This is a genomic window from Pinisolibacter aquiterrae (genome assembly GCF_019160155.1).
GTDB classification, from domain to species: domain Bacteria; phylum Pseudomonadota; class Alphaproteobacteria; order Rhizobiales; family Ancalomicrobiaceae; genus Pinisolibacter; species Pinisolibacter aquiterrae.
In genome coordinates this window covers 42,808-62,385 of the sequence record NZ_JAFNIH010000002.1, presented here as the reverse complement: position 1 = coordinate 62,385, position 19,578 = coordinate 42,808, and the positions used below count along the sequence as shown (strand labels likewise).

The window sequence follows — 19,578 nt, the reverse complement described above, 5'->3', positions numbered from 1 at the left end:
CCGTCGAGTATGACGGGGAAACCAACCATCGATCGACGCGAGTATTCGCGAAACTCCCCGCATCGTCATCGATCTCTCGAATCGTCTCATCTCACCCCCTTCAAATTCGCCGGTCCGACGGCGCGCATCGTTCGTGTTCACCTCGACCTCGTTCGACGAGATCGAGGAGTGCGCGATGCGGGCAGTAGAGATCGAGCGGGGCGAGTACGGTCGAGCGGCAGATCTCCTCGACCAGATGTTCCGTCTCCGGGCACGGGTTTTCGCCGGTCGGCTCGGTTGGGACGTCGCGGTGGAGGAGGGCAGGGAGGTCGACGGCCACGACGACGTCGGCCCGACTTACGTCCTGGCGATGGACGCTCGGGGAACAGCGATCGGCTCGGTCCCAACATGTCGGCGCACACGTTCCCGCAGGTGCTCGCGCCCGGCCGGTTCGAGGCGCACGCGCACGCGCGGATGATCGAAGCGACCGTCGTCGAGGGGATGTTCGATCCCGATGACCGGCTCTTCGTCGAGCGGCTGGGGGAGGGGATGCGGGCGATCGGCGCATGTCGGCGAGCGCCGCCGAGATCGTCATCGGCAGCGCTGCCCATGCACTCGGTCAGGAAGTCGATATCGACCGACCGCTCGTCTCGGGAGAACTGCCGGTCGGCGGCCATCGGTTCGAGGGGTTGCCGCCGCCGGTCGTGGCTGGGCCGGCCTTCTCGATCCGCCGGTCGCGCTCTTCGGTGCGACCGGCGCTTCGATCGGTCTCTCGACCGATGGGCGAGGGGAGGGGACCGATGGCCGACGCCCCTTCCCCGCTCGAGCGCACCCGGATCCATCGGGCCCTGTCGCGGCCGAACCTCTTGATGGGAGCCGCCGCGAACTGGTTCTCGTCACCGGCCTCGCTCCCGTGATCCTGATCTTCGTCCTCCTCGATTGGTTGGCCGCGGTCATCGGCGTGGCGATCTGGATCGTCGTCCTCGGGGCGCTCCGAATGAAGGCCAAGGCCGTCCATCTGGTGGTCAACAAGCCGGCCGAACCCGATCTCGTCACCTCGATAGTCGTCACCACATCGAGACGACCCTATCACCTGAAGCTCCGCTCACATCCGACCGAGTACGTGGCCCGCGTCGGCTTCGCCTATCCGGAGGACGTCGACGCCAAGCTCGCGGCGGTCAACGCGCGGATGGAGGCCTCGGTGCCGCCCGGCACCAGCGGTCCGGCCGAGCGCCTCGACTTCGGCTATTCGATGAGTGGCAGCGCGCCTTGGCGGCCGACCCGGGTCTGTTCCGATCGGGTGAAGACCTCCATCCAGTTCCCCGAAGCCATGGCCTCGACCGAGACGCCGGTCCTCTTCGTCGTCTCCGGCGGTGAGAACCGCATCGCCAACTCCCGGATCAAGGACGACCTGATGAGCGTCGATCACCTCGTCGGCCGGGCGATCCTCGTCTTCGGGGTCGGCTGGAGTCAGCAGAAGATCACGATCGCGAGGGGAGGGGTGATCATGGCCGGTTCCGAGAAGCGCCTCCGGCTGTTGCCGGTGCTCGCCGTCGCCGGTCGTCTCGCCGCCTGTCAGACGCTCGGCACCGATCGCCTGATCGCCAGCGCCGCCGCCTCTGAAATGCCCCGCCGGTCGCCGAAGCGATCGCCGCGGATCTCGTCGAGCAATTCGGCAAGGACATCGGTCCCGCCAGCGGCACGATCATGCTTCCCGCCGACGGGTCGCCCTTCCGCGCCGCGTTGGAGGCCTCGTTCCGCGCCAAGGGTTATGCGATCGGTGCAGGAGGCGAGGGGAGGGCGGTTCCACTCGCCTTCGTCGTCGATCGCGCCGACGGCGAGGTCATGGCGCGGCTCTCGACCGAGACCCTCGATATCCAGCCGATGCTCGAGATCCGGCCGGGGTCGCGGTTCGACGTGCTCGTCGACAGGGACTTGGTGCCGCCGGGGGCCTATCGGGAGTGAGGATGCAGGCCTTGAACGCCTTCTTGCTCCGAGGGAATGCGCCCCTCGGCGCATCTCGAGGAACCGGGCGACGAGCGCCCGTGGTCGAATGCCGGATTGGGACGATGACGGAGATCACGGCCGGGCCAGAAGAAGCGAGTGAGTTCGTCGAAACGGGTCCGACGTCACCCCTCTTCACGCGGATCGGCGATGCCGTTCGAGCTCGGCTCAGACCACCTCCGCCGAACTCGGCGCCATGGTGATCGACAGATCCTGCCGACCGGGGGTGAGAGTGACGCGAATGCCGGTCTCGTCCGGGTCGATCGGCGTGCCGTCGAGCCGGGCCTCGGTGATCGGGCCGGCACGCCCCACCGGCTTGACGACTCGAATGTCGATGCGCGCCTCGCCGATCGTCACGGTGGCGGTAAAGCCCGGCCAGTCGGCGGGCAGACGAGGCGCCACGACGAGGTGGGCGCCGTCGCGGCGGATGCCGAGGATGCCCTCGACGCCGGCGCGATACATCCAGGCGGCCGAGCCGGTGTACCAGGTCCAGCCGCCGCGCCCGACGTGCGGGGCGACCGAATAGACGTCGGCGGCGACGACATAGGGCTCGACCGCATAACGGGCGACGGCCTCGGGCGTCAGGGCATGATTGATCGGATTGACCAGGGCGAAGAGCCGATGGGCGGCGTCGCCGTCGCCGCGGGCGGCGTGGGCGAGGATCGCCCACATCGCGGCGTGACTGTATTGACCACCGTTCTCGCGCAGGCCCGGCGGATAGCCGCGGATATAGCCGGGATCGTGCGTCGTCGCATCGAACGGCGGGGTGAACAGCAGGGCGAGACCGTCGTCGGGACGGACGAGATGTTCTTCCAGCGAGGCCATCGCGGTGGCGGCGCGGGCCGGGTCGGCGGCGCCCGACAAGACGGCCCAGGATTGAGCGATCGAGTCGATCCGGCATTCGTCGCCGTCCTTCGAGCCGAGCCAGGTGCCGTCGTCGTAGGTGGCGCGCCGATACCAGGCGCCGTCCCAGGCTTCGCGCTCGATGGTGGCGGCGAGCGTCGCGGCATGGGCCCGCCAGAGGCTCGCGCGCGGGTCGCCGCGGGTCTCGGCGAGAGGAGCGAGGCGGGCGATGGTGGCGATCAGGAACCAGCCGAGCCAGACGCTCTCGCCGCGGCCCGCCTCGCCGACCCGGTTCATGCCGTCGTTCCAGTCGCCGGTGCCGATCAGCGGTAGGCCGTGCTCGCCGGAGAGCGCGATGCACTGGTCGATGCCGAGGGCGCAATGCTCGTAGAGCGTGGCGGTCTCGTCGGCGATCATCGGTTGGAAGAAGGCGTCGTGATCGCCCTCGCCGAGACGGGGGCCTTGCAGGAACGGCACGACCTCGTCGAGGACCGCGACGTCGCCGGAGCCGGCGACGTAGGTCGCGACGGCAAAACCGAGCCACACGCGATCGTCGGAGATGCGGGTGCGCACGCCGATGCCGGTCGCCGGCATCCACCAGTGTTGAACGTCGCCCTCGACGAACTGACGGGCGGCGGCGCGCAGGAGATGGCGCCGGGTCTCGGCCGGCAGGGCGGTGGAGAGCGCCATGCCGTCCTGGAGCTGGTCGCGGAAGCCGTAGGCGCCGCTCGCCTGATGGAAGGCGGAACGCGCCCAGATGCGGCAGGCGAGCGTCTGCTGGAGCAGCCAACCATTGAGCATGAGGTCCATCGCCCGGTCCGGTGTCGTCACCCGGACGGTTCCGAGCAGGGCGTCCCAATGCGCGCGGACCTCGTCCAGCACGCCGTCGAGATCGATCGCGCGATAGCGCAGAATCAGGGCGCGCGCCTGTTCGATGGTGGCGCATTCGCCGATGAACGACACCACCTCGACGGTTTCGCCGGCGGCGATCTCGATGTCGCACTGCAGGGCGGCGCAAGGATCGAAGCCGGCCCCGACGCGCCCGCTCATCGGGCGGGTGCTTCCCGCCAGAGCGGCGGGCGCGGCAGGATCGCCGTCGCGGCCGAGAAACTCGGTGCGATCGGCGGTCCAGGCGGTCTGGCGGCCGGCCAGGTCGGCGAAGGCGACCCGGCCGGAGAAGTCGATGCTCCAGGGATTGCGGACCATGATCGCGCCGGTCTCGGTGTCCAGCGCCGTGGTGACGAAGGGCGCCGACATCCCACGCATGGTTCCCAGCACCCATTCGGTATAGGCGGTGACCGACAGCCGGCGGGCGCGACCGGAGAGATTACGCAAGGTGAGGCGCGTGATCTTGATGGGATCGGCGACCGGCACGTAGTGCACGAGATCGAGGTCGAGGCCGTTCACCCGATGTTCGAAGCGACTGTAGCCGCGACCGTGGTGGGCGACGTAGGTCCCCTGGTCGCGGATCGGCCGAGCGGTGGCGCTCATGAGTTCGCCGGTCTCCTCGTCGCGGATGTAGATCGCTTCGCCGGAGGGATCGGCGACGGGATCGTTCGACCATTGCGTGATCTGGTTTTCGCGGCTGTTCTCGGCCCAGGTGTAGCCACTGCCTTCGGTCGACACCTGAAAGCCGAAGTCGGGGTTGGCGACGACGTTGATCCACGGGGCGGGGGTGGTGACGCCGGCTTCGAGAATGGTCACGTATTCCCGCCCATCCTCGGCGAATCCACCCAGGCCATTGAAGAATTCGAGGACCGGGGTGGGGAACTGCGGCGGCGCATGGAGTGCCGTGGTCGTCGCCCAGACGCGTGGGGTCGCGACGGTCGGCGTCGGCGGCTCGAGGATACGCGCGAGTTGGTCGGCGACCGACCCGCGGCGCGCGGTCAGCACCACGCGCGCCACCGCCTCGAGCAGGGCCCGAGCCTCGACGCGCATCAGATCGGCGCGCAGGGCGTAGACGGAGCCACCCTTGATCGTTTCGCCGAGACGCGGGCGCGACTGGCTGCTGCGCACGGCGGTTTCGATCGCGATCTGGAGGTCCTGCACGTAGGACGGCGCGTGCTCGTTGACGATGACGAGGTCGACGGCGAGGCGCTTCATGCGCCAATATTCGTGGGCGCGCAGCAATTGGCGGACCCGAGGCATGTCCTCGCCGTCGTCGATACGCAGGAGGACGATCGGCAGATCGCCGGAGATGGCTTGCGGCCACAGACCCGACTGCGGTCCGGCGCCGCGGATGATCGCCTCGGAGGAGGCGCGGAAGCGCGGATCGGCATAGAGGATCGGCGCGGCGAGGCGCTGGAAGTCGGCCGCCTCGGCCGGATCGACGTCGAGATGGCGCAGCTGCACCTGAGCCTGGGTCCAGGCGAGCGTCTTGGCGCGGCCGAAGGCGCTGCGATCGTGATGGGTGTCGATCAGAGCCAGCACCTCGTCGCGCGACGAAGCCACCACCGTCCAGAAGGCGATCCGGGTGGCGCGGCCGGGCGGGACCTTCACGCGACGCCGGAGCGAGAAGATCGGATCGAGCACGGTGCCGACCGTCCCGGAGAGCGCCGTACCGTCGAGGACGACCGCCGGGGCGGCGATCGGCCGCGAGCGACCACGGAAGCGGGCGCGATCGCTCTCCCATTGCGGATCGGCGGCGATCTCACCTTCGACGACGGCGAAATGGGCGGCCCATACCGGCGTCTCTTCGGGCGAGCGCGGCCGGCGCGTCGCCACCAGGGCGCCGTAGTCCGGCAGGTATTCGGTTTCCACGAACATCTTGGCGAAGGCGGGGTGGGCGTCGTCGGCCGCCACGCTCGTCAGGACGAGCTCGGCATAGGACGTGACCTCGATCTCGCGCGTCCGGCGTCCGGCATTGGCGAGCGAGATGCGCCGGACCTCACCGTCGTCCTCGCCGGAGACGAGGACGTCCATGGTGGTGATCAGAGAGCCGTCGCGGTGGAGAAACTCGGCGTGATCCTCGCCGAACACCACCTCGTCGTCTTCGGCGTCGTTGCCGCAGGGCTGTGCCGCCGCCGACCAGACGTTGCCGCTCGAGGTGTCGCGCAGGAAGATGAAGGTGCCCTGGTCGTCGTGTGTCGCGTCCTCCCTCCAGCGCGTCACGGCGACGTCGCGCCAACGGCTGTAGCCGGTTCCGGTGGCGGTCAGCATCACGGCGTAACGACCGTTCGACAGGAGATGGGTGACCGCGGGTCGCCCCCCCGGCGCCCAGACGCGACGGGCGGTCGGGCCGGCGGAAATGCCCACGGCAACCGATGCCTTCATCTCCTCGGCGCGAGGCGGGGCCGTGGCGACGTCGCGGGGCATGCGCTCTTGCAACAGCAGGTCGCAGGCGCGGATCATCGGCTCGCGATGGAACCGGGTCCGCATGCGGCCGCCCTGCAGGGCGTCGGCGATGGCGACGATGGTCATGCCCTGGTGATGGGCCATGAAGTTGCGGACGACGACGACACGCGTGCCGTCGGGCAGGCGCGACGGCGTGAAGTCGAGCGCCTCGTAGAAGCCGTAGCGCCCCTCGCCGCCGATCTCGGCGAGCCGGGCGTAGTTCAGACGCGCGGCGTGGGGATCGACCATGGTCGCCAGTCCGGTCGCATAGGGGGCGATGACCAGATTCTGCGACAGACCGCGCTTCAGCCCGAGGCCGGGGACGCCGAAGTTGGAATATTGATAGGTGAATTCGATGTCGCGGGCGTTGTAGGCGGATTCCGAGATGCCCCAGGGCACACCGTGCATCCGGCCGTAGGCCTCCTGGCGCGCCACCACCAGACGATTGGTCTGTTCGAGCAGGCTGCCGTCCGGCGCCCGCATGATCAGCGACGGCATCAGATATTCGAACATCGATCCCGACCACGAGATCAGCGCCGACCCCGCGCCGAGCGGCGTCGCCGCGCGTCCGAGACGGAACCAGTGCTTGGTGTCGACGTCGCCCTTGGCCACCGCGAACAGGCTGGCGAGGCGCGCTTCCGAGGCGAGCAGGTCGTAACAGTTGAGGTCGAGGCTGTGGTCGTTCACCGAATAGCCGATCGACAGCAGCCTGCGTTCGGGATCGAGCAGGAACTCGAAATCCATCGCCATGGCCATCGACCGCGTCGCCGCCGCCAGGGCGCGCAACCGATCGGGCAGCGTCGGGTCGGGCCGGCGGTCGCGGCCGTGCGCCTCGATCGCGGCGTACAGGGCCTCGCTCCACCAGATCAGATCGGTCGGATCGCGATCGGTGGGCATCGGCGTGAGGTCGCGAGCGGCCTTCACGGTCTTCGCGGCGAGCCGCGCCAGGGTCGGAAGCAGCGTCTCGAAGGCGCGGCCGCCCCGCAGTTCGGACTCCATCTCGTCGAGGGCCCCGGTGAAGGCGGACCGACGCTCGGTGTCGACCATCGACGACGCAGCGGCGGCGCGACGCACCAGAGCGAGATGGTCGAGGATGCCGCGACGCAGATCGGGCGAGGTGCTCCCGTCGCACCAGTCCTCGCAGGCGTTGGCGACGACGATCAGATGGCCGGCGAGATTGCCGCTGTCGACGGTCGAGACATAGGCCGGCTCGAGCACCCTGAGATCGCGCGTGTCGTACCAGTTGTAGAAGTGCCCACGGTGGCGCGGCAGCTTCGCCATGGCGGCGACCGCGGTTTCCAACCGCTCGACCGTCTCCGTCAGCCCGGTCCAGCCGAAGTCGCGGGCGGCGAGCGCGGAGAGCAGGTAGAGCCCCAGATTGGTCGGTGAGGTGCGTCGGGCGACGACCGGATCGGGGTCTTCCTGGAAATTGTCCGGCGGCAGCATGTGGCCTTCCGCCGTCACGAAGGTCTCGAAGAAACGCCAGGTGCGCCGCGCGATCAGGCGGAGTTCGCGGGCGTCGTCGTCGGAGGCGGTGCGTACGCGGTCGATCCGCGCCGGCAGGCTCACCCGGAAGGCGAGGACGGGGGCGAGTGCCCAGGCGAGGGCGAAGGGCGCGACCACGAACCAGGACGACGGACGCACGGCGACGGCGACGACGGCGAGCGCCAGACCCAGCGCCGTACCGCCGGCCATGCGGCCGTAGAAGCCGGCGACGCCGGGTCGCGGGCTGCCGTGCGACTGAGCGGCCGTGGTCCATTCCAGCAGATGGCGCCGCGTCGCGTAGACGCGCACCAGGGTGCGGCCGACGGCGTCGCCCATGCGCCAGGCGCGATCGCCCAGAAAGGCGACGGCGAGCCCGATCCGCGCGGCGGCGAGGCGGAGGTCGCCGCCCAACGCCCGCAGATGGTTGGCGAGGCGGATGCCCGATCGGGCCGGAATCACGGAAAACAGCAGCGGGAAGATCGCGGTCAGGGCGATGCCGGCGACGACCAGCAGCGACCCTCGCGCGGCGGCCGGGCTCGGCAGCATCCACGTCGCGACGAGGGCGGCGAGGGTGAAGGGCGCCAGCAGGGAACGCCGCAAGTTGTCGATCATCTTCCAGCGGCCGACCAGCGGCACCGCCGCAGCGCCCCGCTTCGACCCGAGGATCCAGGGCAGCAACTGCCAGTCGCCCCGGGTCCAGCGATGTTGGCGCTTGGCGGAGACGTCGTAGCGCGACGGCGCCTCCTCGACCACCTCGACGTCGGAGGCGAGGCCTGCCCGGGCGAACACGCCCTCGAACAGGTCGTGACTGAGCAGAGTGTCGTCGGGCACGCGCCCGGCGAGCGCCGCCTCGAAGGCGTCGACGTCGTAGATGCCCTTGCCGGTGTAGGAGCCTTCGCCGAACAGATCCTGGTAGACGTCGGAGACGGCCGCCGCATAGGGATCCATGCCGCCGGGGCCGGAGGTGACCTTCTGATAGGCCGATCCCTCGTGGTCGAACGGCAAGGATGGCGTGACGCGCGGCTGCAGGATGCCGTAGCCCTCGACGACCCGCCGAACCTCGGGATCGAAGCGAGGACGGTTGAGCGGATGGGCCATCTTGCCGATCAGCCGGATCGCCGCGTCGCGGGGAAGCCGGGTATCGGCGTCGAGGGTGATGACGTGACGGACGTCGGAGGGAACGAGCGGGCCGCCGTCGGGCCGGGGCAGATAGGTCGTATCGGAGGCGCCGCGCAGGAGCCGGTTCAGCTCGTGCAGCTTGCCGCGCTTGCGTTCCCACCCCATCCATACGCCTTCGGCGGCGTCGAACACCCGACGGCGATGCAACAGCAGAAAGCGGTCGCCGCTCGGCGCGGGACCGTGCCGACGGTTGAGGGCGTCGATCGCCTGCCGCGCGGTTTCCAGGAGTTCGTCGTCGCCCTCGATCGTCTCGCGATCGGCGTCGAGACCGTCGGTCAACAGCGCGAAGGCGAGATCGCCGCCGATGCCGGACAGATGGTGGATCTCCAACCGCTCGATCTGTTCGACGAGATCGACGGTGCCGGTCAACAGCGTCGGCACGACCACCAGGGTTCGAAGCGGCGTCGGCACGCCCTCGGTGAGGGCGAGGCCCGGCAGGGCGACCGGGCCGAAGCTCCAGGTGACGATCCGGTCGACCAGTGTCGTCGCCAGCTCGCTCGCCGGGACGAACCCGACCACGGCGAGAACCACGAACCAGCCGATCCCGAGGTCCGAACCGGCGAGAGTCCACAGCGCCGCCGCCAGCAGCGCCGTGGTGACGAAAGCCAGGGTGCCGACATAACCGCCGATGCCGAGGCGGGTGTCGAGACGACCGATCCGCAGCCGCAGCGGCGGGCGAAACTTCAGGTCGGACTCGAGGGCACGGCGGCCCTTGCCGATCAGGTGGTAGCCGGGATCGCCGACGCGCGCCGCCTCGATCGGATCGACGGCGGTCGCCGCCGCCACCGTCGCGGCGGCGACCGCCCGATCGACGACCTCGAGTTCGGAGACCGGCGAGCGACGCGCCAATTGCTCGATGGCGCCGCGGTAGAGATTGCGGGTCGGGAAATCCATCGCGGCGAAGGCGCTGGTCTCGCGCAGACGGGCGTCGACGAGGCTGACGCTCTCGAACAGATCGGCCCAGTCGATGTCGGAGATCAGACGCATGCTGGTGATGACGTTGCGCACGGTGACGTTGGACGCGCCCTGTCGCTGCTGCGACCGTCGGACCGCTTCGGCGGTCGTCATGCCCTGGCGGCCCAACCGCTCCTCCAGCCAGTCGAGCGCGGGCATGGTCCGGGGATCGAGATCGCGAAGCCGCTTGGCGAGTTGGCCGGCGAAGACCTCGGTGAGCGGGCCGTGTGACCGCGCCGAGATGTCGGCCTCGAGGGCCGAACGCGCGTCGCCGACCTTCTGCAGTCGATCGGCGAGAGCATCGGCGTCGGCGCGTGCCGCGCGCCCGACGCTGATCTGATCGGTCAATCGCCTCAGGTTCTCGATCAGAACGATGCGCAACGTGATGGCGACGGCCCACAATTCGCCGATGGAGAGCGGTTGCACCCGCTGATAGGCGACGACGAACCGGCGCAGCGTCTCGGGATCGAAATGGCTGTCGGTGTGGGAGACGAAGGCCCAGGCGAGCCCGAACACCCGCGGATAGCCGACGAAGGGCCCTTCCGCCAATTTCGGCAACTGCCGATAGTAGCCGGCGGGCAGGTCGTCGCGGATCTCACGGATCTGTTCCTCGACGAGGTGATAGTTGTCGAGCAGCCATTCGGCGGCCGGAACGACGCTGCGGCCGCCTTCGATCTCGGCCGCGCTCGCCCGATAGGCCGCGAGTAGGACGACGGCGTTGTCGTCGAGCCGCGCCCGCAGGGAGAGCACCGATGCCGGTCGAGACGTGATCGGTTGAGCGGCGGCGAGGCTCGCGGCATGCTGTTCCAGCCGTTCGATGCCGAAGATTTCCTCGCGCACCGGGAACGTCTCGTTCCAGGGGGAACCGGCGCCCGCGCGCCCGAATCCGTGGCCGAAGATCGTGATCATGAGCATCTCTCCGAAGACCGTCGAACCGCTCGACCGCCCGCGTCGATCTTCGATCGGACGATCGGTGTGGCGCGGCGGGCGATCGCGTGAGCGGCGTTCATGTCGTTTCCTCGTGGATCCGTGCCGGCGTCGGACGATCCGCCGCGGTGATTTCGCGCTCGTTCGAACGGTCCTTCGCCGCCGGGAGGGGGGCCCGGCAGCGAAGGCGCGTGCATCGAGCGATGGTCGACGCGATCAGCGGTAACGGCAGACGCGGCGGTTGAGCGTGTCGCTGAAATAGCAGTGGCGCTTGGCATGGCGCGGACGGGTCGCGTCGGCCACGACGGCTCCGACCGCGGCCCCGGCGACACCGCCGACGACGGCGCCACCGACGCTGTTCGAGGCGATGCCGCCGATGAGGGCGCCACCGGCGCCGCCGAGGCCGGCACCTTCGGCCATGCGGGTGTCACGAGCATTGGCGCAGGCACCGAGCGTGAGAGCCAGGGCGCAAGGCAGAAGGAATTTCTTCCAGGTCGCGTTCATGATGGATCGTCCTCTCGAGGATCGAGGGCCGTCGATGCGGCGGATGCCGTCGCGAAGGCCCCGGTAGGGAAGGGGGATGGTCGGCATTCCATTCAGCGCCCGATGTCGCTGGACGGGAGGACGGGTGCTCCGCCGCCGGGTCGACGGTCGGGAGCACGCGACCGACCCGGCACGTCGCCGATCGGGCCATGGTTCTGACCGCGCCGGATCGACTGCTCGACCTGCCCGCGCGGCACTCGGCCGGTCGAATCGTGGCCGGCACCGGGGGGGGTGGCGTGGACGCCGGGCGGCCGCTGCCGCACTGCGGCGGGCGGAGCCTGGACGACCGGCGGGCGGGGAACATGGACGAACGAACCGCCCTGTGGCGGCGGCGTGGCGCCGTGGCCGCGCCACCAACGGCGTTCGCCGTAGAAGGAGCGATCCGAGTAGTGGCTGCTCCAGTAGTCGGCCATGCCGAAACTCAGAATGCTCAGTCCGATCGCGGCAGCGCCTTCCGACAACGGGATGCGCCGGCCGTCTTGCGCGAAATCGATACGGGCACCGGGAAACCAACCGCGTTCGCCCTCGGCGTCGACGTCGCACCAGGAATACCGGCGAGTGCAGCCGTAGACCTCGAGGCTGGTGCCTTTGGAGACGCGTGTGATCGACGGATAGTCCGTGCCTGCGCCGGCCCGCAGAACGCCCGACCGGCGGGCGAAGCCCTCGGCGGCGGAGACGCTCGCCGGCAACGCCAGAACGCAGAGGGCGAACGTCAGTCCGCGGAATATGGAACGGGTCTGCATGGGGGTCCCCCAGTCGTTTCGAAGGTGTCCGAAGGCGATGGCACGGGCATCGGAGGGCGCTCGGCTCGCCGCCTCGATCGCGACACTCCGTATGCGGGCGTGGGCGAAATGGAATGCGCCCCACCTCGACCGCCGACCGACGCGGCGCGTCCCTTCGGCGACGGTATCGGCGAAGATCTCGACCGACGGTCGCCGGGTTCGGGTGATGTCCGTCCGAAGACGTGGTTTCGAAGGTCTCGGACCAGAGAGATACCAGGGAAGCGCTCGGTGAATGGAGGGTCGGAAACTACTCAATCCGAGCCGCTGATCGACCGAGGCGACGGCGCTCGTCTTCGCCTCGTCCCGTCGCGAGGACCCCATCGATGTCGGTCGACACGGACACTTCGGTCCGTCGGGTCGCCGTCGTCCCCTCGGACGGAGGCGAGCGGTCCGCCGGCCGCCGTTCCGGAACCCATGGGCGAGCCGGACGTGATAGAGTGGCGATCGCTCTCGGGACGAAACCGGGCGCTCGGAGAACAAGAACCAGAATGAACGAGGGCCGAGCTCATCCGGCGGACGTCGATGCGTCCCTCGCGTTTCCGCGATCGGACGACGACGTCACGGTGGTCGGCATCGGGGCCTCGGCCGGCGGGCTGGAAGCCTGTCGGCGATTGCTGAGGTCCTTGCCGGCGGGTCACGGCATGGCCCTGATCCTGGTGCGGCAGCTCGATGCCATGCACGAGAGCCTGATGGCGGATCTGCCGGCCGGCTACACCACGATGGCGGTCGGCCGAGCGACAGGCGGCGTGCGGCTCGAGCCGGACCACCTCTATCTCCTTCCGCCGGGCACCTTTTTCTCGGTGGATCACGACACGTTGCGGCCGAGCCGGCCGCAGGCGCGGCATGGGGCCCGGCTTCCCTTCGACGTCTTCCTCGAGTCGCTGGCCCGGTCCTACGGTCGTCGCGCCGTGGCGGTCGTTCTCTCCGGCAGTGGTGCCGACGGCAGCGCCGCGTTGAAGGCCGTCGAGGCGGCCGGCGGTTTCGTCGTCGTCCAGGATCCCGACGAGGCCGGTTTCGACGGCATGCCGCGCAGTGCCATCGCCACCGGCGCGGCCGATCTCGTCCTCGGCGTCGACCGGATCGGCCCCGCCCTGATCGCACACCGGCATCGGACCGACGATCCGTCGCGAGCCGAGACCCCGCGGTCCGACAGCCGGCGGATCGCCGCACTCGAGGCGGAACTGGACGCGACCCGCCGAGACCTGGAAGGGGCCATCCGCAATCTCGAAGCTGCAAACGAAGAACAGAAGATCGTCAACCGAGAGGCGCTGTCGGCCAACGAGGAATTGTCCACCTCCAAGAGGGCGCTCCAATCGTCGAACGAGGCGTCGACCGCTCTCAACGGCCGGCTTCAGGAGACCCTGGAGCGGTGGCGGACGACCTCGAGCGATCTCCAGAACGTTCTCTATTCGACCGATGTGGCGACGCTGTTCCTCGATACCGCGCTCGCCGTCCGCTTCTTCACCCCGGCGACCCGATCGCTGTTCGACATTCTGCCGAGCGACGTCGGGCGCCCCCTCGCCGACCTGCGCTTCCTCGCCACCGACGACACCCTGCTCGCCGATGCCGCGGCGGTGATGGCGAGCGCGACGCCGATCGAACGCGAGATCGAGGCACCGAACGAGGCGTGGTTCGTCCGCCGCGTGCTGCCCTATCGCACCATCGACGACGGCATCGCCGGGGTCGTCATCACCTTCGTCGACGTCACCGAACGGCGGCGGACCGCGTCGGCGCTCGATGCCGCCAAGCGCAGCGCCGAACTCGCCAGTATCGCCAAGTCTCGCTTTCTCGCCGCCGCCAGCCACGACCTGCGCCAGCCCCTGCAGACGCTCTGCCTGTTGCAGGGTCTGTTGGCGGATGCGGTCGAGGGGGATCGGGCGAAGCGGTTGGTGGGGCGCTTCGAGGATGCGCTGGGCGCCATGACGGGGATGCTCGACGGGCTCCTCGACATGAACCAGATCGAGGCCGGGACGGTTCGCGCCGAGATGGCCGTCGTCGCGCTCGACGCCGTCCTGGCGCGGATGGCGAGTGAGTTCACCTATTCCGCCGAGGCCAAGGGGTTGACGCTGCGGATCATTCCCACGCATCTCGTCGCGCGCACCGACGGGCGTCTGCTCGAGCAGATGCTGCGCAACCTCGTCGCCAACGCATTGAAATACACCCCGCACGGCAAGGTTCTGGTCGGCTGTCGGCGGCATGGCGCGCGGTTGCGCATCGAAGTGTGGGATACCGGCATCGGCATCGCCGCCGAGGAACTCCAGATGATCTTCGAGGAATACCGTCAGGTCGACAATGCCGCTCGGGATCGCAGCCGGGGCCTCGGTCTCGGGTTGTCGATCGTCCGGCGCCTCGGCGCCCTGCTCGGCCATCCCGTCGAGGTTCGCTCGTGGCCGGGACGGGGGTCGGTCTTTTCGATCGACGTCCCGCTCGCCGTCGACGAGCCGATGCGGCCGACGGTCGCGGGACCGGCCGGCGACGCCCGGGCGGCCGCCACCCTCGGACATCGCACAGGTTCGATCCTGGTGGTCGAGGACGAGCCGGAGGTGCGGGACCTGCTCGAGTTGGTTCTCGAACGTCAGGGACACCGGGTCGTGGTGGCGCCCGACGGGGCCGCGGCGCTGGACTTGGTGATCGAAGGAACGCTGCGTCCCGACCTCGTCCTCGCCGATTTCAATCTGCCCGGCGGTCTCACCGGGGTCGAGATCGCCGCTCGGCTGAGGGAGAAGATCCGTCGCCCCCTCCCGGCGATCATCCTGACCGGCGACATCTCGACCGACACACTGCGCGACATCGCCGGGCTGGACTGTCTGCACCTGGACAAGCCGGTGAAGGCCGAAGTCTTGGCCGAGGCTGTCGGGCGGCTGCTGGCGTCACCGCCGGCACGCGTCGTCGCGCGCCCGGCCGAGACCGAGGCTCGTGCGCCGGCGGCGCGGGTCTATCTGGTCGACGACGACGCCCACATCCGTGAGACGATGAGCGCGCTGCTGGTGGGGGAGGGGCTGGAGGTCGCGGCCTTCGACAGTTGCGAGGCGTTTCTCGCCGCCTTTCGTCCCGGCGGAGAAGCCTGCCTGCTGATCGACGCCTATCTGCCGGGCATGAGCGGACTCGATCTGTTGCGTCGCCTGAACCGGGAAGGCCACGCGCTGCCGTCGATCATGATCACCGGCGACAGCGACGTGCCGATGGCGGTGCAGGCGATGAAGGCGGGCGCGAGCGACTTCCTGGAGAAGCCGATCGCGCGCGATGAACTCCTGGCCGGTGTGGCGCGCGCTCTCGAGCATGCCCGCGACGAAGGCGCGCGCATCGCCTCCCGCGCGGCGGCGGTCCGCCACATCTCCGATCTGACACCACGCCAGATTCAGATCATGAAGATGGTTCTCGACGGACATCCGAGCAAGAACATCGCCGCCGATCTCGGCATCAGCCGCCGCACGGTGGAAAATCACCGCGCGGCGATCATGAGGAAGACCGGAGCGAGATCTCTCCCCGCCCTCGCGCGCCTGATCGTCGCCACCGATTGACGCCGGCTTTCGCCCTCGAAACGATGCTCGTCCCGAGCATCGTCGAATCCGTCGGCAGAGGGCGGCGTGGTCTCGAGTAGTTTCCGAGGCTGCCTCGTCGACGTGGAGCTCGTGTAGCCTTCCGTTCGATCCGTCGAGGCCGGTCCCCACTCCGCGCCGACTGACGTCGCGAGCCAGATGCCCCTCGGCATCACCGGGAGACACCTCATGAGTATCGGCACCGTTCTACTGATCGTCCTCGTCCTGTTTCTGATCGGCGCGCTGCCCAGGTGGCCGCACAGCGCCCGCTGGGGCTACTATCCCAGTAGTGGGATCGGCATCGTCCTCGCCGTCGTGGTGGTCCTGCTGCTGCTCGGACGGATCTGATCCGACGGTTCACCGGATCCGAGAGCGTCCCGACCGGCCTTTTCGGCCGAACGAGGCGCGGACCTACCCTCGAGGCGCGCCGGGCGGCCGCAGTATCCGAAACCCCCGGGGGAACGGTGGCGACGCATGCCCGGTGGCGACGATTTCGACGACGATCTCCAGACTGCGCCGGAGATCGGGAAAGCTGTAGGGCTTGCACACACAGGCGTCTCCCGGCGCACCGATTGCCAAGAGATGGGCCATGTTTCCCGTGGCATAGAGGGTCCCGATGCGACCGAGCGATGCCAGCCGAGGAAGAATCTCGGTACCGAGATCGCCGTCGGCGAGGCGAAGATCGATGACGGCGAGGTCGGGTCGGCGCGCCAAGCCGAGAGCGACCGCGGCCTCGACCGTGCGGGCCGTCCCGCAGACCTCATACCCGCAGGTGGAGAGGAACTCCGCCGCCATGTCGGCGATGATGAGGTCGTCTTCGGCGATCATGACCTTGAGCATGAACGGACCTCTCGCGCCGCGCGCCGTGATCGGGGAGCGGCCGTGGCTCCACCGTAAAGGCGGCATCGGCGCGGAGGAGCGTCGGAATATACCTAGAAGAGGTCTCCGGCCCCCCGCGCGACGGCGCCGAGACGCGACCCGTCGCCCCCGTCTCGGCCCAGAATGCCTTCGCGCCTCGCAGCGTGACGGCGATCTCGATGGTCATGCCGAGGGCGCCGCCCGGGGGCGCCCGCGGACGCTGCCTTCGGATCGGCTCGAGGCCCGGCGGAGGTGGCGAGACGGCCGAGGTCGGCGCGAGCGACGCTCGAACCGCGATCGGTCGAAACGGTCGCGCCGGCGATTGAGTAGTTTCCGATACTGCGCCGTCGCCGCCCCGCTGCCTAGGATGGTCCGAAGAGAGGGCTGCACGGTTCCGCCTCTCGTCGTCCGACGGCGAGTGATCGGCGGTGTGCACGCCCCGGGAGATGATGCCATGAACAGGATCGACGAGAGAACCGTTCGAAGTGCCGACGACCGTGTCGCGATGTTTCTCGAAGCCTGCTTCGCCGCGGTCGCCGCCGCGTGGGAGCGATTCGAAGCCGGGTATCGAGCGCCCCTCGTCCTCGTTCCGGTTCGCTCGACGCGTGCGGCCAGGGCTTGCGCGATCGGCGCCGAGCGATGGCGCGGCCGGGCGGGGGACACCCCGGAACGGTTGCGTCGATGACCCGCAACCTCGTCTCTCTGATCATCGCCGTGCTCGCCGTCACCTCGATCGCCCTGGGGTATCGGCTCTATCAGGAACGACAGAAGACCGAAGGCGTGGAGATCCATGTCGGCGATCACGGCATCTCGATCGAACAGAAATGAGGCTGCGAGCGGGCGAGGCGGGAAGCCGGTAGGGCCCGCGCCGGCCGAGGAGTTGCTCCCGACCGGGCGACCCTCGACGCCGCCCACTCGAGGCCGATGACGTCATGACGTCCGAACCGCTCCCCGTGAGGTAGACTGGGCACCGGGACACCCGAACGAGTGACGTGCCCGCCCATCGGTGGGGGACGTTCGATCCAGATCCCCGAGAGGCCTGCGACATGCTGATCCGATACGGCTGGGAAATGACTTTCCTCTGCCCGGCGCCGACTCCGATGGTGTGTCAACTCGACATTCATCCGAGCCTCGCGGTGGCGGTGCGGACGGAGATGCCCTTCACCTCCGATCCGCCCGTGCGCTCCTCGCTCTACGCCGACCTGTTCGGCAATCGCAGCCGCCGGTTCGTGGCACCGGCCGGGCGGCTACGGATCGCGGCGGGCGGCGTGATCGAGAACGACGGCCGACCCGACGAGGTCGCGCCCTACGCCCAGGAAGTTCCCGTCGCCGATCTTCCCGACGACTGCATGATGTATCTGGTCGGCAGCCGTTATTGCGAGACCGACAGGCTGAGCCAGATCGCCTGGGATCGGTTCGGCGGGGTGGCGCCCGGCTGGAACCGCGTGCAGGCGATCTGCGACTTCGTCCACGGACACATCACCTTCGGCTATCACTTCGCGCGTTCGACGCGCACCGCCTTCGAGGCCTATCACGAACGGGTCGGTGTCTGCCGGGACTACGCCCATCTGGCGATCACGCTGTGCCGCTGCATGAACATCCCCGCCCGCTACGTGAACGGACATCTCGGCGACATCGGCGTGCCGCCGAGCCCCGAACCGATGGACTTCAGCGCCTGGTTCGAAGTCTGGCTGAGCGGCCGCTGGTACACGTTCGACGCCCGCTCGAACCGTCCGCGCATCGGTCGCCTGTTGATCGCCAGAGGACGCGACGCCGCCGACGTGCCACTGGTGAATTCGTTCGGCCCCCATGTGCTGGAGAGTTTTCGGGTCTGGAGCGACGAAGTCGACGCGACGGGTGCGATCGTGCCCTGGGATGCCGCCCGGTCCTGATCGGCGACGGCCGCGTCTCTCGTCCGGCCGCGCCGGTCGCGGTGGGGCCGTTCGATCTCACGAGTACGACGATCATCCACATCTGCCCAGGAGGACCTCTCATGACCATCAATTTCATGCATCTGCAGCCGATCGTGTCCCTGATCGCCGGGGTTCTGATCCTGGTGATGCCACGACTGCTGAACTACATCGTCGCGGGCTTCCTGATCGTTTCGGGCATCCTCGGCCTCGGTCTGCTGCGCTGAAGCGCGTCGAGGAGGCCGAGCGTTCACGAGCATCGCCGACGACGGCTTCGGCGATGCCTCGCTCGGCGCTGACGCCGCGATCGGGTTCGCCGCCCGAGCCGCGCCGGTGACGCGAGATCGCCGTCACTCACCCCTCCGAGGATCTCGCGGGCGCCGCCCGCTCATCACACGGCCGTGCCGACCAGCGCGCCGATGCCGGCCGTCGCCGCCATGGCGATCGCGCCCCAGAAGGTCACGCGAACCGTCGCTCGGACCACGTTCGCGCCACCGGCGCGTGCCCCGACGGCGCCGAGCAGGGCGAGGAACAGCAACGATGCGATCGCCACCACCGGGACGAGGCGCGCCGTGGGCGCGACCACCACCATCAGGAGCGGCATCGCCGCGCCGACGGCGAAGCTCGCCGCCGACGTCACCGCCGCCTGGATCGGCCGCGCCGTGGTCGCCTCCGACAGGCCGAGCTCGTCATGGGCGTGCGCCGCCAGGGCATCCTTGGCCATCAACTGATCCGCCACTTTGCGAGCGAGATCGACTTCGACGCCGCGCGCCACGTAGATCTGCGCCAGTTCCTCGCGCTCGAAGGCGGGTTGGCCGGCGAGTTCCTTCGCCTCGCGGGCGAGGTCGGCGGCTTCCGTGTCCGATTGCGAACTGACCGAGACGTATTCGCCCGCCGCCATCGACATGGCGCCGGCGACCAGCCCGGCGACCCCGGCGACGAGGACATCGGATGCCGGCGCGGCAGCTGCCGCCACGCCGAGGATCAGGCTCGCCGTCGAGACGATGCCGTCGTTGGCGCCGAGCACCGCGGCGCGCAGCCAGCCGATGCGAGTGACGAGATGGCGTTCGGTGTGCAGGCGACTCATCGGTGACTCCCGAGACGGCGCGTGCGGCCCACGATCGGCCGACGCGTGTGCCAGCATGCGCCCCTTCGAGCATTCTCGCATGTCGAAAGACTCCTGATGGTGGACCTCCGCGCGGTGTCTCGGGCGGCTGCGGATCGAGCGACGGGCCTGGGTCC

At 69.2% G+C, this 19,578-nt stretch carries 12 protein-coding genes and 2 pseudogenes; 9 read left to right on the top strand and 5 right to left on the bottom strand.

Translation table 11 applies throughout. From position 1 onward, the window contains the following. Window positions 1-175: 175 nt before the first annotated feature. The 3 genes and pseudogenes from J3S89_RS23575 to J3S89_RS00465 all read left to right on the top strand — a co-directional run. A complete protein-coding gene (locus J3S89_RS23575) occupies window positions 176-457 on the top strand; it encodes an acyl-homoserine-lactone synthase (protein WP_420801327.1) in 282 nt (93 codons plus the stop codon). A 2-nt stretch (window positions 458-459) separates the two neighbouring features. Further along, window positions 460-734 (top strand): annotated as a pseudogene (locus J3S89_RS22950) (P-type conjugative transfer ATPase TrbB); the annotation flags it as partial. A 251-nt stretch (window positions 735-985) separates the two neighbouring features. Beyond that, window positions 986-1,480 (top strand): annotated as a pseudogene (locus tag J3S89_RS00465) (TrbG/VirB9 family P-type conjugative transfer protein); the annotation flags it as partial. 671 nt (window positions 1,481-2,151) lie between these two features. On the opposite strand, the gene J3S89_RS00460 reads toward J3S89_RS00465, so the two are convergent. The 3 genes from J3S89_RS00460 to J3S89_RS00450 form a co-directional block, all read right to left on the bottom strand. Next, entirely contained in the window at window positions 2,152-10,686 is an 8,535-nt protein-coding gene (locus tag J3S89_RS00460; protein ID WP_217925498.1) for a GH36-type glycosyl hydrolase domain-containing protein, read from the bottom strand. A gap of 234 nt (window positions 10,687-10,920) precedes the next feature. Beyond that, complete coding sequence (locus tag J3S89_RS00455) at window positions 10,921-11,208, bottom strand: glycine zipper domain-containing protein (RefSeq protein WP_217925497.1); 288 nt, start codon at window positions 11,206-11,208, stop codon at window positions 10,921-10,923. Between the two features lie 92 nt (window positions 11,209-11,300). Then, the gene (locus J3S89_RS00450; RefSeq protein WP_217925496.1) at window positions 11,301-11,990 is read right to left on the bottom strand and encodes an SH3 domain-containing protein; all 690 of its coding nucleotides are present in this window, start codon (window positions 11,988-11,990) and stop codon (window positions 11,301-11,303) included. A gap of 527 nt (window positions 11,991-12,517) precedes the next feature. Between J3S89_RS00450 and J3S89_RS00445 the strand changes: the two genes are divergently transcribed. After that, window positions 12,518-15,550 carry a chemotaxis protein CheB gene (locus J3S89_RS00445; protein WP_217925495.1) on the top strand — a complete coding sequence of 1,011 codons (3,033 nt, stop codon included), beginning with the start codon at window positions 12,518-12,520 and terminating at the stop codon, window positions 15,548-15,550. Between the two features lie 207 nt (window positions 15,551-15,757). Beyond that, on the top strand, window positions 15,758-15,916 hold the full coding sequence (locus tag J3S89_RS00440; protein WP_217925494.1) for a DUF3309 family protein: 159 nt from the start codon (window positions 15,758-15,760) through the stop codon (window positions 15,914-15,916). Window positions 15,917-15,979: 63 nt separating this feature from the next. On the opposite strand, the gene J3S89_RS00435 is transcribed toward J3S89_RS00440, so the two are convergent. Further along, the gene (locus J3S89_RS00435; RefSeq protein ID WP_217925493.1) at window positions 15,980-16,408 is read right to left on the bottom strand and encodes a response regulator; all 429 of its coding nucleotides are present in this window, start codon (window positions 16,406-16,408) and stop codon (window positions 15,980-15,982) included. Between the two features lie 472 nt (window positions 16,409-16,880). Here J3S89_RS00435 and J3S89_RS00430 point away from each other — a divergent pair, with 472 nt between their 5' ends. The 4 genes from J3S89_RS00430 to J3S89_RS00415 all read left to right on the top strand — a co-directional run bounded on the left by J3S89_RS00430 (window position 16,881) and on the right by J3S89_RS00415 (window position 18,563). Then, on the top strand, window positions 16,881-17,111 hold the full coding sequence (locus tag J3S89_RS00430) for a hypothetical protein (protein WP_217925492.1): 231 nt from the start codon (window positions 16,881-16,883) through the stop codon (window positions 17,109-17,111). Further along, window positions 17,108-17,254 (top strand): hypothetical protein, encoded by a 147-nt coding sequence (locus tag J3S89_RS00425; protein ID WP_217925491.1) that lies wholly within the window; start codon window positions 17,108-17,110, stop codon window positions 17,252-17,254. The genes J3S89_RS00430 and J3S89_RS00425 overlap by 4 nt, the downstream gene beginning before the upstream one ends. Before the next feature lie 218 nt (window positions 17,255-17,472). Then, window positions 17,473-18,318 (top strand): transglutaminase-like domain-containing protein, encoded by an 846-nt coding sequence (locus J3S89_RS00420; protein WP_217925490.1) that lies wholly within the window; start codon window positions 17,473-17,475, stop codon window positions 18,316-18,318. A 101-nt stretch (window positions 18,319-18,419) separates the two neighbouring features. Beyond that, window positions 18,420-18,563: a DUF3096 domain-containing protein gene (locus J3S89_RS00415; RefSeq protein WP_217925489.1), complete on the top strand. Its 144-nt coding sequence runs from the start codon at window positions 18,420-18,422 to the stop codon at window positions 18,561-18,563. Between the two features lie 164 nt (window positions 18,564-18,727). Here J3S89_RS00415 and J3S89_RS00410 read toward each other — a convergent pair whose 3' ends face one another. Beyond that, the gene (locus J3S89_RS00410; RefSeq protein ID WP_217925488.1) at window positions 18,728-19,423 is read right to left on the bottom strand and encodes a VIT1/CCC1 transporter family protein; all 696 of its coding nucleotides are present in this window, start codon (window positions 19,421-19,423) and stop codon (window positions 18,728-18,730) included. Window positions 19,424-19,578 lie beyond the last annotated feature (155 nt).

Excerpts from the sequence above, each read along its gene's own strand:
- J3S89_RS00420 (WP_217925490.1), top strand. The coding sequence starts at position 17,473 with ATGCTGATCCGATACGGCTGGGAAATGACTTTCCTCTGCCCGGCGCCG.
- J3S89_RS00410 (WP_217925488.1), bottom strand. The coding sequence starts at position 19,423 with ATGAGTCGCCTGCACACCGAACGCCATCTCGTCACTCGCATCGGCTGG.
- J3S89_RS00450 (WP_217925496.1), bottom strand. The coding sequence starts at position 11,990 with ATGCAGACCCGTTCCATATTCCGCGGACTGACGTTCGCCCTCTGCGTT.
- J3S89_RS00415 (WP_217925489.1), top strand. The coding sequence starts at position 18,420 with ATGACCATCAATTTCATGCATCTGCAGCCGATCGTGTCCCTGATCGCC.
- J3S89_RS00435 (WP_217925493.1), bottom strand. The coding sequence starts at position 16,408 with ATGCTCAAGGTCATGATCGCCGAAGACGACCTCATCATCGCCGACATG.
- J3S89_RS00445 (WP_217925495.1), top strand. The coding sequence starts at position 12,518 with ATGAACGAGGGCCGAGCTCATCCGGCGGACGTCGATGCGTCCCTCGCG.
- J3S89_RS00430 (WP_217925492.1), top strand. The coding sequence starts at position 16,881 with ATGAACAGGATCGACGAGAGAACCGTTCGAAGTGCCGACGACCGTGTC.
- J3S89_RS00425 (WP_217925491.1), top strand. The coding sequence starts at position 17,108 with ATGACCCGCAACCTCGTCTCTCTGATCATCGCCGTGCTCGCCGTCACC.
- J3S89_RS23575 (WP_420801327.1), top strand. The coding sequence starts at position 176 with ATGCGGGCAGTAGAGATCGAGCGGGGCGAGTACGGTCGAGCGGCAGAT.
- J3S89_RS00455 (WP_217925497.1), bottom strand. The coding sequence starts at position 11,208 with ATGAACGCGACCTGGAAGAAATTCCTTCTGCCTTGCGCCCTGGCTCTC.
- J3S89_RS00460 (WP_217925498.1), bottom strand. The coding sequence starts at position 10,686 with ATGATCACGATCTTCGGCCACGGATTCGGGCGCGCGGGCGCCGGTTCC.
- J3S89_RS00440 (WP_217925494.1), top strand. The coding sequence starts at position 15,758 with ATGAGTATCGGCACCGTTCTACTGATCGTCCTCGTCCTGTTTCTGATC.